This is a genomic window from Hymenobacter ruricola, assembly GCF_015694525.1.
In the GTDB taxonomy this organism is placed as follows: Bacteria; Bacteroidota; Bacteroidia; order Cytophagales; family Hymenobacteraceae; genus Hymenobacter; species Hymenobacter ruricola.
This window is the reverse complement of sequence record NZ_JADQDM010000014.1, coordinates 87,492-101,147: the sequence shown is the minus strand read 5'-3', so window position 1 is coordinate 101,147 and position 13,656 is coordinate 87,492. Positions and strand designations below refer to the sequence as shown.

General features: G+C 62.9%; 15 protein-coding genes. 10 read left to right on the top strand and 5 right to left on the bottom strand.

Annotated features, from left to right (window positions below; translation table 11 throughout):
• Positions 1-13 precede the first annotated feature (13 nt).
• The 3 genes from I2H31_RS20025 to I2H31_RS20015 form a co-directional block, all read right to left on the bottom strand.
• The gene (locus I2H31_RS20025) at positions 14-340 is read right to left on the bottom strand and encodes a DUF6660 family protein (RefSeq protein ID WP_196294831.1); all 327 of its coding nucleotides are present in this window, start codon (positions 338-340) and stop codon (positions 14-16) included.
• Between the two features lie 90 nt (positions 341-430).
• On the bottom strand, positions 431-1,210 hold the full coding sequence (locus I2H31_RS20020) for a Fic family protein (protein WP_196294830.1): 780 nt from the start codon (positions 1,208-1,210) through the stop codon (positions 431-433).
• Positions 1,207-1,509 carry a hypothetical protein gene (locus I2H31_RS20015; RefSeq protein WP_196294829.1) on the bottom strand — a complete coding sequence of 101 codons (303 nt, stop codon included), beginning with the start codon at positions 1,507-1,509 and terminating at the stop codon, positions 1,207-1,209. The genes I2H31_RS20020 and I2H31_RS20015 overlap by 4 nt, the downstream gene beginning before the upstream one ends.
• Positions 1,510-1,931: 422 nt before the next feature.
• Here I2H31_RS20015 and I2H31_RS20010 point away from each other — a divergent pair, with 422 nt between their 5' ends.
• From I2H31_RS20010 to I2H31_RS19965, 10 genes are all read left to right on the top strand, one after another.
• The gene (locus tag I2H31_RS20010; RefSeq protein WP_196294828.1) at positions 1,932-2,843 is read left to right on the top strand and encodes an ArdC family protein; all 912 of its coding nucleotides are present in this window, start codon (positions 1,932-1,934) and stop codon (positions 2,841-2,843) included.
• Positions 2,844-3,260: 417 nt separating this feature from the next.
• Entirely contained in the window at positions 3,261-3,680 is a 420-nt protein-coding gene (locus tag I2H31_RS20005) for a hypothetical protein (protein WP_196294827.1), read from the top strand.
• Positions 3,681-3,720: 40 nt separating this feature from the next.
• A complete protein-coding gene (locus I2H31_RS20000; RefSeq protein ID WP_196294826.1) occupies positions 3,721-4,944 on the top strand; it encodes a hypothetical protein in 1,224 nt (407 codons plus the stop codon).
• A 27-nt stretch (positions 4,945-4,971) separates the two neighbouring features.
• Positions 4,972-5,343: a hypothetical protein gene (locus I2H31_RS19995; RefSeq protein WP_196294825.1), complete on the top strand. Its 372-nt coding sequence runs from the start codon at positions 4,972-4,974 to the stop codon at positions 5,341-5,343.
• A gap of 1,116 nt (positions 5,344-6,459) precedes the next feature.
• On the top strand, positions 6,460-7,011 hold the full coding sequence (locus I2H31_RS19990) for a DUF4158 domain-containing protein (RefSeq protein WP_044518448.1): 552 nt from the start codon (positions 6,460-6,462) through the stop codon (positions 7,009-7,011).
• A 5-nt stretch (positions 7,012-7,016) separates the two neighbouring features.
• Complete coding sequence (locus tag I2H31_RS19985; RefSeq protein WP_082017271.1) at positions 7,017-8,129, top strand: sensor histidine kinase; 1,113 nt, start codon at positions 7,017-7,019, stop codon at positions 8,127-8,129.
• Positions 8,126-8,905 (top strand): LytR/AlgR family response regulator transcription factor, encoded by a 780-nt coding sequence (locus tag I2H31_RS19980; protein WP_044518450.1) that lies wholly within the window; start codon positions 8,126-8,128, stop codon positions 8,903-8,905. Before I2H31_RS19985 ends, I2H31_RS19980 begins: the two co-directional genes overlap by 4 nt.
• Positions 8,906-9,034: 129 nt before the next feature.
• Positions 9,035-9,490 carry a DUF305 domain-containing protein gene (locus I2H31_RS19975; protein WP_065814192.1) on the top strand — a complete coding sequence of 152 codons (456 nt, stop codon included), beginning with the start codon at positions 9,035-9,037 and terminating at the stop codon, positions 9,488-9,490.
• 133 nt (positions 9,491-9,623) lie between these two features.
• The gene (locus I2H31_RS19970; RefSeq protein WP_044518525.1) at positions 9,624-11,030 is read left to right on the top strand and encodes a YncE family protein; all 1,407 of its coding nucleotides are present in this window, start codon (positions 9,624-9,626) and stop codon (positions 11,028-11,030) included.
• Between the two features lie 42 nt (positions 11,031-11,072).
• A complete protein-coding gene (locus I2H31_RS19965) occupies positions 11,073-12,545 on the top strand; it encodes a YVTN family beta-propeller repeat protein (protein ID WP_084549015.1) in 1,473 nt (490 codons plus the stop codon).
• Between the two features lie 101 nt (positions 12,546-12,646).
• On the opposite strand, the gene I2H31_RS19960 is transcribed toward I2H31_RS19965, so the two are convergent.
• On the bottom strand, positions 12,647-12,961 hold the full coding sequence (locus I2H31_RS19960) for a DUF202 domain-containing protein (protein ID WP_044518453.1): 315 nt from the start codon (positions 12,959-12,961) through the stop codon (positions 12,647-12,649).
• Entirely contained in the window at positions 12,942-13,604 is a 663-nt protein-coding gene (locus tag I2H31_RS19955) for an MBL fold metallo-hydrolase (RefSeq protein WP_073285406.1), read from the bottom strand. Before I2H31_RS19955 ends, I2H31_RS19960 begins: the two co-directional genes overlap by 20 nt.
• Positions 13,605-13,656 lie beyond the last annotated feature (52 nt).

The window sequence follows — 13,656 nt, the reverse complement described above, 5'->3', positions numbered from 1 at the left end:
AATAGGGGAAGGGTTAGGCCTGGGGCGGCTGCCACACGGACCCGAGCGCCCGCGTTGGAGCGGCCACAACCAGCCGGCCGTGCCGGAGGCTGGTAGCCCACTCAGTGGGCGGAGTATAGGCCACCTGATTGCCCAGCGGTACGGGCATCACGGCCCCGCCGCAGCAGTGGCACTGGCACAGCGGCGAGCACCAGTCGCCCAGCGCGCCGGCCCCGCAGTCGGAATGCGAAGCGGCCACGGTTGTTTGCTGCTGGTCCTTGCATACGGGTACTTCGTCCGTGCAGGAAAGGCACGAGAGGCAGGCGAAGTAGAAGGCAAAAAACAGGGCGAGCAGGCGCATGTGCTGGCAAAGATAGCGAATCCGGGTAAACGAGCCGGGATTTTGGGCCGGGTCACTTACCGCGCAACGCCTCAAAAGGGGCGTACTCCGCTAGGTACGGGGAACCGACGCGGACAGCTGATACGTCAGGGATTTTCCGTGCTGGCCCCGCATAAAGTCCATGAATACCGCCAGGTCCTCCGTCACCCGGCTCTGCTCCAGGGCCTCGAAATACGCCTGACGGTCCTCCCGGAATACAATGGTCAGCGGCTGGCCGTAGTAGCGCTGCACGTAGTTCATCAGCAGCCGGGAAGTACGTCCGTTGCCGTCGTTGAAGGGGTGAATGCTCACCAGCCGCTGGTGGGCCTCGAAGGCCAGCTCCAGCTGCTCGCGCAGGGTGGCCACCGCCGGCATCCGCTCGCGCAGCTCCCCCACCAGGGCCGCGACCAGGGCCGGCACCTTCTGCGCGTTGGGAAACGAGCTGGCCCCAACGATGAACACATTGTTGCGGCGCAGGTCGCCCTGCGTGGGGTCCACGGTGCCCAGGGCCGTATTGGTAAGCCGGCCGGTGCTGCGCATGACGGCCCCCGCCAGCTCCCGCAGAAAGGCCGGGCCGGGCAGCTGCCGCGCGTCGGCCCGCTCCAGGGCTAAGTCAAGGGCGCGGGCGTGGTCGCCCAGCATGTCGTAGCCTTCCAGCGGCTTGCCCGGCCCTAGGGTGGGGGCTTCCCCTAATAGGAAATCCATGGCTTCGAGCACCGTCACGCGGGAGCCCTCAATCATGGTGGAGTGGGCCGATACCATCACCTGACTAAGCTGCTGGCTGGTTTGCTGGCGCACCGGGGGCAGCTGCTGCACCAGCTCGGTGAGGTGCTCAATCTCGGTCCACGTCATGCGGCCTGCCGCAGGGTGGCCGCCCGGAGCGCCGCCACGTCCACCGTGGCCAGGGGCAGGGGCGTAGCCAGGCCCGCCCCGTGAATCAAATCGCCGGCCCAGGCTGCCAGGTCGTGGGCGTAAACCATGCGCCGCCCCGCCTCGTCCTGGTACTCGGTTTTGCCGCGCATGAAGGCCTCCAGGCTCGGCCGCAGCGCCGCCGGTACCTCCACCAGCGCCTGGTCGGGGTGGGTGGGGCTGAGCAGCGAGTTGAGGTAATCCCGCAGGGCCTGATAAGCAGCTTGGCTGGCAGAAGTCATGGGCTGAAGGATTGGAGCGAGTGGCTGAAAGTGTTGCCAAAAGTAGCAAATCCAGGGTTAATGCCATGCTCAGCGATGGGGTAGCAGCTATTGTGCTGGAGAATGGTTGGGCGACCCTATTCGGGCCGGGCTGTCCGGAACTCCGGCTGCGCCTGCGGTCCTGCGGACTGGATTCCTCCCATCCCTTTCGCGAACCAAAGGAAAAAGCCGGGCGACGAATCCCTTAAGAGGCAACAAGCAGCGAGTGGATTAGGCCGGAGAGGAGCGAATAAAGAACAAAAGGGAAAAATCAGAATCCATGCCAGATACAACGATAAAATGCGCAATAATAGACGCTTTAATTTAAAGATTATTGAAACATTAATGCGGGCTTTTGCGTTTAAATAGTATAAGCAGCAAGCACAAAACCAACCTGTTAAGCCATGAAAAAGCCCGCTCCTTTTGCTCCCCGCCCCGACGTGTACGAAATCATCACCAACCGCATAATTCTGGCGTTGGAGAATGGCGTGACCCCGTGGAAGCAGCCGTGGAACGCTGCCCACGGCGCGCCCCGTAACTACCGCAGCAAGCACGTGTATCAGGGGGTGAATGCCCTGCTGCTGGGGATGCTGGAGTATGAGCACCCGTATTTCCTGACCTACAACCAAGCCAAGGAGCTGGGCGGGCAGGTGCGCCGGGGCGAGAAGGGCATGCCGGTAGTCTTCTTCACCGTGACCAAGAAGGACGACGGCAAAGGCGAGGAGAAGAAAAAGGCTTTTTTGAAATACTCCACGGTGTTCAACGTGGCCCAGATTGACGGCGTAGCATGGAGTTTTCCCGAACTGCCCAGCCGCGAGCACACGCCCGAGCAGGCCGCCGAGCAGGTGCTGGCCGGCTACGCGGGTGGCCCCCGCGTGCTGCATAAGGGCAGCGAAGCCATGTACCGCACCAGCACCGACACCGTGACCATGCCCGCGGCCAGCGACTTCCACTCGGCCGAAGACTATTACCACACCCTGTTTCACGAGTTGACCCACTCCACCGGCCACGCCAAGCGGCTGGACCGGGCCACGCTCACCGAATTGGCGGCCTTTGGCAGCGAAACCTACGCCAAGGAAGAACTGGTGGCCGAGTTGGGGGCCTCATTTCTAAGCCACGCGGCCGGGCTGGACTTAACCCGCACCGAGCCCAGCAGCGCCAGCTACATCGCCAACTGGCTGCAAGCCCTGCGCAACGACAAGCAATTGATTATTTCGGCGGCCAGCCAAGGCCAGAAAGCCGCCAACCACATTCTGGGCATCGTGCCCAGCTACGAAGCGGAGGAAGCCCCGAGCGCCGAGGAGGCTCCGCAGTAAGGCCAACGGCCGCCCGATGGAGCTATTCCGTCGGGCAGCCATTGGGGCGGGCAACAAAAGGAAATTGCAATTGCAAAAAGGCAACTGCTAATGCTATACAAGAGGGAAAAATGCGGCCATAAGATTACCGGCATTCCCTGCTTAAATAGTCAATAATTATCATTTTAATTTAAATAAAATTGAAACATTATTACTGAATTTCGCGTTTAATAGGTATGAGCAACGAACGATAAAACAGCTCTTTATCCATGGTTGATGCAGCTTTTGATTTAGCCCCCGGCGAGGTATGGGCCGACCGATTTGACCCCGCCGACGAAGCGCCCGGTGCACCCCCGGTAATATCCGCCGCTGAACTGGCCGCCTGGGAAGCCGCCCCCTGGTTTTAGCCGCTCTTTTCACCTCAAACCCGTTTTCAATATGAACGCCCCCGCCGCATTCCGCCCCGCCCGCCGCATTCCCGCCGCCCGCTTAGCCCGGCTTCGGGCCGCCAACGCCGCCAAACGTCAGGCCCGCGAGGATGCCTGGCAAGCCCGCCAGGATGCTGCCGCGCAGCTGACCAACCCGGTGCCCGAGTTCGAGGCCGCGCCCCGCTTAACGATGCTGCCCGGTGGCTTGCATTGGTCGGCCCAGCAGCCCGTGCCAGCAGTGGGGACCACGGTAACGGTGAACCGCGACGGACACCCGGAGCGGGCCGAGGTGAAAGGCTACACGCATGCCGCCGGCTTTTTGGGACTGGTAACCGAAACCACTCACCACGCCAGGACCGCCAGCCGCCGGAAGCGCAGCAGCCCCCGCGCCGGCGTGGTATTCGGCAGCCAGTTGGCCCTTGCCGCCTAGCCCCCGGCTCGTCTTATCACTACTCCCTTTTCCCTTCGATATGATAACCCCCGCCCCCAAGCAGCCCCAGATTAGCCCGCTCGATTGGTCCGGTGACCCCGAGCAGTGCCCGCAGTGGGTAGGCTACCCCACTCGCGCCGGCTTACCGGCCGGCCTGCTATGGTCAGGCAGCGGTGAGGTGCCCGCCATCGGTGCCCGCGTTCACGTCCACATGAACAGCATCGGCCCGGCCGAGGTGAAAGCGTACTTTCACGCGGAGGGCTACTTAGGGGTACTTTGCCAGCCAGATAAGATGCCGGAGCATCTGGCGAAGCACAGCGTCACACTAGGCCATTTTTTCGGTCGTGAGCTGGAGCCCTATACGCCCGGCCCCGCCGCGCCGGCCCAGGTGCCCGAAGTGGTAGAAATCATCTTGCAGGACTACCGGGTGATTCCGGCCCCGCTTTACTACCGCAACATGCCCACCGGCCGCATTACGGTGGTGTACGGCGGGCTGGCCGACTACTACGGTTTCTACGATGTGGAATACTTCGCCGGCACGGACCGCCAGGACGCGGCCCAGCTGGCCGACCCGGCCAACTGGAAAGACCTTCCCGAGCACCATTACCTAGAGATTCACGAGGCCAGCCACGAGCGCAAGGGGCCGCAGATTTTTGCCCTTCGCGACGGCACGGCGGACCAGGTGGACTACCTGACCGAGCAGTTCCACGGCCCGTTCCGCATCCCCGGCCGCGAGGCGTACATTTTTGACCAGTACGACACGCTAGGGGCCCTGGCCGAAGCGATGAAAGAGCAGGGGGAGCAGTACCGGGGCCGCATCGTGGAGAATAACGAGTGGCGGACGTGGGTAGCGTTTGAGGAAGAAATGGGCGGCAGCGGGGAATGCCTGTGGGAGCGCGTAGAGCTCGACTTGGGGCAGCTGCCGCTCGACAGCTACGTCTACATTTCGGGCCGCCGGGCCACGGCCGAGGAAGGGGAGGGCAACGGCCGGGTTACGCTTTGGCAGCAGCCCAGCGGGCAGTACTACGTGGAAACCGAGCCCCGTTTTCACTATGGCCCCAATTACCCCACGCTAACCCCGCTAACGCTGGCCCAGGTGCAGGAGCGGTATGCATTCGAGTTCATCCCCAACGGCCAGGAGCCCGCGCCGGTCGAGCACGGCGACTGGATTCCGGAATACCCGCCCCAGGAGGGCGACGAGCTGGCCGACAACCAGGACAGCACCGAGTACCCGGAATACCCGGCCGACGAGCAGCGTGACTAACCCCACTTTTTACAATTGCAAAATCTGATGTTACCGAACCTTCCCGCCATCGAAACCCACGCCGGCCGCATTGTCATTGGGGCCACCGTCCGCAGCACTCGTTACCGCGATGTGCAGAGCCTGGTGACCGCTGTTTACTGGAACGGCAATCACTACGCCATCAAGGTAAACGACCGCCACAGCGACGACGCGGGCCAGTACGAATTGCTGTCCCCGCCCACACACCAGGGATTCAACTACGTTAATTCGAACACCCAGCAGGTGCTGGGCGGCAGGTTTGAGGTACTGCTACCAGGGGAGGGGACCGGATATATTTTGTCGACACCGTCGAGCAGGGCATTGCCCTACTCGCGGCCACCATCGGCCTACGCAACCAAGCGCGGGAAATCGAATACCTGAAGCAGCGGGCCGAAGCCGGCCCGGTGGACGAACTTCCTTGGCGCGGGCAGGCCGTGAACAGCATTGTTGGCCAACTGGCTTACGTGAGCACCGGCAACGGTAGGCAGCCCAAATTGCTTAGTCTCGGGCTCATCAAAGCAGAGAATTTTCCGGGCCACTAAATAAGTGGGCTGCTACAGGCTTCAACGATAAGCCGATATAAACGTAAATGTTGAGCTGTAAAAGGTGTCAGTAACTGCCTGAAAGACAAGAGAAGCGCGGGCAAAATTTAACTGGGCTGGTAACAGGGCATTGTATATTTACCTGTGATGCCCACCTCACCTACATCTGCCGGCACTACTGATGGGGAGCGTTACCTCGCCCAGCTTTGCCAACGCTCTTTTCTTTCCCTTTGGAATTACTCTAATCCGTACACGGACGAAGGCAAAACACCCCCGGCTAACGTGGGAAAGGAGTTGTGTGACCAGTTGGTTATATTTGGCAACCACGTTATCATCTTCTCTGATAAGGATTGTGCCTATCCGGTTACCGAGGACGAGCAGGTGAATTGGAGCCGGTATTTTAAGAGAGCCATCTGGAAGAGCGCGGCGCAAATCTGGGGAGCAGAAAGCTGGCTGAAACGGTTCCCAAACCGCATTTACGAAGATGCGACTTGCCAGCGGCCCCTACGGGCCACCCTACCGCCACCCTCCGATATGAAGGTGCATCGGGTGCTGGTGACGCACGGGGTATCGGCGGCATGCCAAGCCATTTATGAGGGTATGGGTAGCCTACTCATCGATACTAGTATAGTAGGCGACGCACACTTTCAGCGCCACCCTCAAGGGCCCACCACTCAGCCCCGCGAGCTGGAAATCTTTACAGTAGGACATCTAGACCCGACTCGGGGGTATGTGCATGTTTTCGATGATGCTAGCCTAGTGACAGTGCTGCGCACGCTCGACACCATTGGCCTTGGTTAAAAGTTTGGTACAAAAGTTAATCGGCGGCCTTGGCAGCGGCTGGCTTTCGGTGGGCGTGGATGACCACTTTACGGTGGCGTAAGTACTTATAAAGGGTAACCTTCGTTTTAGTGAACAAGCCAGCTGGCTATTTTTAGGATTTCCTTCCTGCTCCATGGCCCGCTACTTGTTTTTACTCGACGCGACCCAGCGCCGTGCCTTCGACCAGCCCCCTGTTTTCAATCCGCCCCAGCGGCAGCTCTTCTTTGCGTTGCCCGACTGGGCCACCCGGTCTCTGGCTACGCTGCTGGCCCCGCACAGCCGGGGCGGCTTCGTACTGCAGGTCGGCTACTTCAAGACGACGGGGTGCTTCTTTCCCGTGGACCGGTTCCTGGCGACTGACCAGGCGTACGTGCAGCAGCGTTACCACTTGGGAGCGGTGGAGTGGACGCGCTACGGCAAGGTCACCCGCTTTAACCACCAGCAGCAGATTCTGCAGCAATTCGGGGTTCCGCCCTTCGAGCAGGTCGAAGCCGCCGTGCGCCAGCAAGTGACGCATTTCGCCCGCCTATTAGGACCGCCTTTTTCCGTATCTATTCAGGCACTGTCCTGCCTGCTTTGGCTGAAATCATTTTCTCCGATGCTGACCCGAAGGCCCGTTGACCCGCTAAAAAGGCCATCCTGGAGGCCAGGCCAGCGCGGCGGCGGCGGGTTTCGCTACCTTTAAAGCGCATGAGTACGACCGCACGGCCCCTGGAACGGCAACTATCTCCGCCCCTGGTGAGCGGCTCCACCATTGCCCTGGCGTGGCTGCTGTTCAGCGGGTTCATGGTGCTGCTGATTTTTGTGCAGAACCTCTCGGCCGGCACGCCCACTGACTGGCGCGAGGCCCTGGGCGGGCGGCTGTTGCACGGCCTGATTTGGGGCCTGCTCACGCCAGTGGTGTTCGCCCTGGCGGCCCGCTTCAACCTCACCGAACGCCGGCACCGCCTCTGGCACCTGCTGGCCCACGCGGCGGCTAGCTACGTCCTGACCCTGGTGTACCGCCTGGGCTACGCCGCCGTGATGCACGGCAGCGGGGCCACGCCGGGCGGCTTCTCCCTGCATACCGTTGTGGCCAATGCCAACAACTGGGTGCCCATCTACTGGATGCTGCTGTGCATCGCCTACGCCGTGCAGTACCGCGAGCGGTACCGCGAAGGCCGGGTGCGGGCCGCCCAGCTCGAAACCCAGCTGGTGCAGGCCCAGCTGCAGGCCCTGAAAATGCAGCTTCAGCCGCACTTTCTCTTCAACTCGATGAACGCCGTCTCAGCCCTGATGACCCAGGACGTGAAGGCCGCCCGGCGCATGTTGGCCCAGCTCAGCCAGTTTCTGCGGCTGGTGCTGGAAGGCACCGACGAGCAGGAGGTGACCCTGGAACAGGAGCTGCGCCTCACGCGCCTCTACCTCGAAATCGAGCAAACCCGCTTCCCCGACCGGCTAGCCGTGCGCTACGACATCGCCCCCGATACCGAGGGCGCGCTGCTGCCTGCCCTGCTGCTGCAGCCGGTGGTGGAAAACGCCGTGCGCCACGGCCTGGCGCCCCGCGCCGGGGCCGGCGAGCTGGCCGTGCGGGCCGAAAAACAGGGCGACCGACTCGTGCTGCAAGTGCACGACAACGGCCAGGGCGCGGCCGATACCGCCGCCCGGGGCATCGGCCTGCGCAACCTGGAAAGCCGCCTGACTACGCTCTACGGCCCAGACTACGCCCTGGCGGTGGAGTCGGCCCCGGCGTGCGGCTACTGCCTGCGCCTGTCCATCCCGTTCCGGCTGGCAGCGGCCGGGGTTACGCATCTATCCGCATGAGGCCCATCCGCACGCTGCTGGTCGACGACGAGCCGCTGGCGCGCAGCCTGCTGCGGGAGCTGCTGGCCGATTTTCCGGCGCTGACCGTGACGGGCGAAGCCGCGAACGGCACCGAAGCCTTGGCCGCCCTGCAAACCGGCGCGTACGACGTCGTCTTTCTCGATGTGCAAATGCCCGACCTCGATGGCGTGCAGGTGCTGGGCCGGCTGCGGGAAGCCGGCCAGCCGCTCCCGCTGGTGGTGTTCGTGACGGCCTACGACCAGTACGCGGTGCAGGCCTTCGCGCTCCACGCTGTCGATTACCTGCTCAAACCGCTGGACCCCGACCGGTTTGCCGACTGCGTACGCCGGGTGCAGCAGCAGCTACGCCTGCGCCAGTACCAGGCCCGCGTCCCCGAGCTGGAGGCCCTGCTGCACAGCTGGACCGCCCCGGCAGCTGACTACCAGGACCAGTTCCTGGTGAAGCTGCCGGAGCGCAGCTTCTTCGTGCCGGCCGCCGAGGTGTGCTACTTCGAGGCCAGCGGCAACGGCGTGCAGCTACACGCGGCCGGCCGGCACTACCCGCTGCGCACGGCCCTGGGCCAGCTGGCCGAGCGGCTCGACCCGGCCGTGTTCCTGCGCATCCACCGCTCGTGCATCGTCAACCCGGCCCACATCGTGGACTTCAGGCACTGGTCGCACGGCGAGTACCTGTTTCGCATGGCCAACGGCCAGCACGTCACCTCCTCGCGCAGCTACAGCGCCGGCGTACAGCAGTTGCTCAAGCGATTTGCCTGAGCCGGCCCGGAACCTGGAAGGCCAGTTCACCCCGGGATAGGTCCAGTTGGCCCGTGTCGGGCGTTCATTTTTGGAAGTTGCCCGTTAGTGCACCAGCCCCCCACTCATGGGACGGCAACAGCGCACGACATGACCAAACCCTTCCTCTTTTTGCTGGCCTTCACCTTCGGCGGAGTCGCGACGGCCCGCGCCCAACACCATACCCCGGCTGGTACTACATCAATGCCGGGCACGACCCACTCCATGACGGGCATGACCGGCCTGAAGATGGACCACACAGCCGCGCCCGGCACCCCGGTCGCCGCCTTCCAGCACGGCATGGATTCGGTGATGGTGGTGATGGACGAGGGCATGCGCCGCATGGAGGGGGCCCGCCCCGACGACATCGACGCCAGCTTCGCGGCCATGATGCTGCCCCACCACCAGGGGGCCGTGGACATGGCCCGTCTGCAGTTGCTGTACGGCAAGGACCCCGCCCTGCGCCGCCTGGCCCAAAGCATCATCGCCGAGCAGCAGGTCGAGATTCAGCAGATGGCTGCCTGGCTGAAACAGCACCCCGTGGGCACGCAGAATCCTGGCAAATAGTACCTAATTCCGTTTAAACCGTCATGCTGAGCTTGTCGCAGCATCGCTACCGCTTCGTTGAAGAAGTGTTGATTAGTAAAGAGGTAGCGATGCTGCGACTTCGTTCAGCATGACGTTCTTTTTTCCCTATCCCATGAAATTCCCTCTCCTCCCCGGCCTGCTGCTCATTTCCAGCGTGGCGGCGGCTCAGGTCGTCAGCCACCGCGACCGGGTGTACACCGCCGACCAGATTTCCAACACCGTCTCGGTTATCGACCCCATGGATAACAAGCTGCTGGGCCAGATTATTCTGGGTAAGCCGCAGCCCGACTTGCTCTCGGCGCTCTACAAGGGGCAGGCGCTGGTACACGGCCTGGGTGCTTCGTCCGACCATAAGCTGCTGGCCGTGGTGTCGGTGGGCTCCAACAACGTGACCTTCATCGAAACGGCCACTAACGTCATCAAAGGCAGCGTGTACGTGGGGCGGGCCCCGCACGAGGCCACCTTCCGGCCCGATGGCAAGGAGGCCTGGATAACGGTGCGCGGCGAGGACTACCTATCGGTGATTGACGTGGCCACGATGCGCGAAACCCGCCGTGTGCCCGTGCCCAACGGCCCCGGCCAGATTGCCTTCAGCCCCGACGGCAAGCGCGCCTTTGTGTGCTCCAGCTTCTCGCCCGAGCTGGCCGTGGTGGACGTGGCCACTTACAAAGTCATCAAAAAGGTGCCGGTGGTGAGCCCCTTCTCGCCCAACATCTTCCCCACCAAAGACGGCCAGCAAATCTGGTTCACCCACAAGGATGTGGGCAAGGTATCGGTACTGGATACCAAGACGCTCACCATCAGCGGCGTGCTGACAACCGGCCCCGTCACCAACCACGTGGCCACGGTGGATGTGGCGGCCGGCAAGCTGGCCTACGTGACCGTAGGCGGCGAGGACGTAGTGAAGGTGTACAGCCGCGCCCCGGGCTTCAAGCAGCTGGCCACCATTCCGGTGGGGGCTAATCCGCACGGCATCTGGCCCTCGGGCGACGGCAGCCGGATGTACGTGGGCCTGGAAAACGGCGACTCCGCCGTGGCCATCAGCACGGCCAGCAACCGGGTGCTGGCCAAAATCAAGGTAGGCCAGGCCCCAATGGCGCTGATGTACGTGCCCAACGCCGTGCCTGCCGGCGCGGCCACAAACACCGGCCTCGGCCGGCAGCTGGTTGACCAGCCCGCCGTGGTGCGGACGCTCAAGCCGCCCACCGCTGGCCCCGCCACCGGCACCATGACGCTGCGCTCGGAAGGGCTGGTGGATTTGGCCACCTTCGCCCTGCGCGGCCTGACGCCGAACACCGACTACGACATCTTCCTGACCAGCGGCACCAAAGCGCCCTACGCGCGCGACTACGCCCTGACCACCGTGCGCACCGATGCCAAAGGCGGGGCCATGGGCCAGGCCCTGGGGCCGGTGCAGCGCATCGCGGGCGGCGAGTTGAACCCAGCGGGCAAAAAGTTTTCGCGGGTAATCGTCGCACCCAAAACCACTGACGGTGAACCCGCTTTACTGGCCGAATAGTCCGGCTTAGACTGGGCGGCAAAACCAGCATTTCATCCCTCCATGCGCATCACTACCTTATCCACCTGGGCCCTGGCAGCCACGCTGTTGCTCGGGGCCTGCTCGAAAAAGAACAGCGAGGAAACCGAGCCCGACATGGTCATTCCGCCCGACCCCGGCCCCATCGCAGCCAGCGCCGCCGACCGGGTGTACCTGGCCGACCAGTCATCGAACACGGTGTCGGTGCACGACCCGAGCACCAACCGGCTGCTGGGCGTGATTCGCTTGGGCAAGGGCCGGCCCGAGTTTCTGAGCCCGCTCTACGACATGGAGTCCAACGTGCACGGGCTGGGGGTGTCGCCCGATGGCAAGACGCTGGGCGTGATTGCCACCCTCACCAACGCGGTGATTTTTATCGACCTAGCCACCAACACCGTCAAGGGCAAGGTATACGTGGACCGCAACCCCCACGAGGGCTTTTTCACGCCCGACGGCAGACAGTTCTGGGTGGCGGTGCGCGGCAAGGATTACGTGACGGTGATTGACGTGGAGAAAATGCAGGTGGTGAAAAACATTGCCACCGAGCACGAGCCGAGCATGGTCGTGTTCCGGCCCGATGGCAAAGTGGCCTTCGTGGACCACTCCGAAACCGCTACGCTCGACGTAATTGATGTGAAGAAGCGCGAGGTCATTGCCCGGGTGCCGGTGGTGAGCAAGTTCTCGCCCAACCTGGTGGTGACCGAGGACGGCCAGCAGGTCTGGATGACCCACAAAGACGTGGGCAAGGTGACCGTGGTGAACGCCCAGACCTACGCCGTGGAAGGCGTGATTGACACCGGCCCCGGCACCAACCATGTGAACATGGCCGGCCCCGGCGGCGGCACCCGCTTCAGCGGGGCCAGCGCCGGCGACTTCGCTTACGTAACCGTGGGCGGCGAAAACGCGGTGAAGGTGTATTCGCGCCAGCGCCAGCTGCTGGCCACTATCCCGGTGGGGGCCAACCCGCACGGTGTGTGGCCCAACGGCGACGGCAGCAAGCTCTACGTGGGCCTGGAAAACGGCGACGCGCTGGTCAGCATCGACACCAAAACCAACACCAAGCTCACCGAAACCGGCAGCGGCCAGGCCCCGCAGGCCCTGCTCTACGTGGTGAAAGCCGGCGGTGGCAGCCCCGGCGCCAGTGGGCTGGAAGCCTTCACGCCGGTGACGCCGGTGAACATCCGCCTGGTGCCCGTGGGTACGCAGCCGGTGCCCGGCGTGGGCGGCGGGGCCACCATCCGCCCCACCGAAGACCTCGACGAAATGGTACTGGCCCTCAAGCAGCTGGCCGCCAACACCACCTACACCCTGTACCTGTCGGACAGCAAAACCGCATTGGTGGCCCCGGAGCCGGTCATTTCCTTCAAAACCGATGATGGTGGCGCAGTCGAAGTCAACGCCTACTACCAGATTCGGCTGCGGCTGGCAGGCCGGTTCGCCGTGGTGGTGCTCGGCGACAAAAACCCGGCCGGCGCGGTCACGCTCACGCAGCCGTAAGCCGGCTGCTGACCAAGAAGGCCCCTGGTGCATGTCGCATCAGGGGCTTTTTTAGGGGCGCAAACGCTTTTGCTTCGGGTAGCACCGGGGTTTTTTGTTGCTCAACTACCTTCGCCGCTTGCTAGCTGGCAGGCCGCCAATTCCCGGCAATGGGCCCGAAAGCGCAGCAGCCCGACCGTCAGCACCAGCCCCGCCACCGCCAGCGCGGAGTAACCCAACCGGCCGCCCCGCTCGGGGTGAAACTGAAGGAGCGCCAGCCCGAAGCCCACCAGCGCCAGGCTGGTGCGCACGTAGGTGAGCAAAGTGCGCTCATTGGCCAGCCGGGTCCGTTGCAGGGCCAGCCGGTCCGAGAGGGCGAGTGGGTTGGTGGGGGGGGTAGCGGCATAAGGGAGTAGGCTACGGGAGGGTAATGGCATCGCCCGGTTCGGCCAGCCGGTGAAACACGATGCCGTGCTTCTCAAAATACGGCCCGTAGTTCTCGTAGCGCTGCTGGATGAAGAAGGGCTTGAGGTAGCCGTCGTGTACGGGCAAAATTTGCCTGGGACGCATTTTCAGGGCGAAATCGGCCACCACCAGCTCCGTGAGAAAAGGCGCGGTGACGGGCAGCAGGAGCATTTCCACCCCCGCGAAGGGCAACAAATTGTTAGCAAAAGAGTCGGCGGGATTTAGCACCTTGCCATTCACCAGCCAGGCGGTCATTTGCGGCAAGGGGCTGTCGAGAATGGCCTCGTGCTGCACCGGAAGGGCCAGCAGCTGAAACACGCCCAAGTCTAGGCGACCTTCCTCGTGGATTTGCACCGTGAGGCCGTGCGCTTTCAGTTCGGTTGCCACCTCGCGGTTAGAGATGATAATGACCTGACGCAGGGCCACGATTTTCTGAAGCGCCGCCACGTCGAGGTGGTCGGGGTGGTTGTGGGTGATGATGATGACCGATACGTCTTTGAAAACCTCGGGGTGCACCAAGCCTTCGATGAAGGAAAACTTGCCCGGGTCGAAAAGAATCTGTTGGCCGTCGAGTTCGAACAGCAAACAGGAATGAATGTATTTGGTGATGCGCATGGCATTGAAAATGAGGTTGTTCTAGCTGCTTCGGTAGTCCAACTTCCTCCGT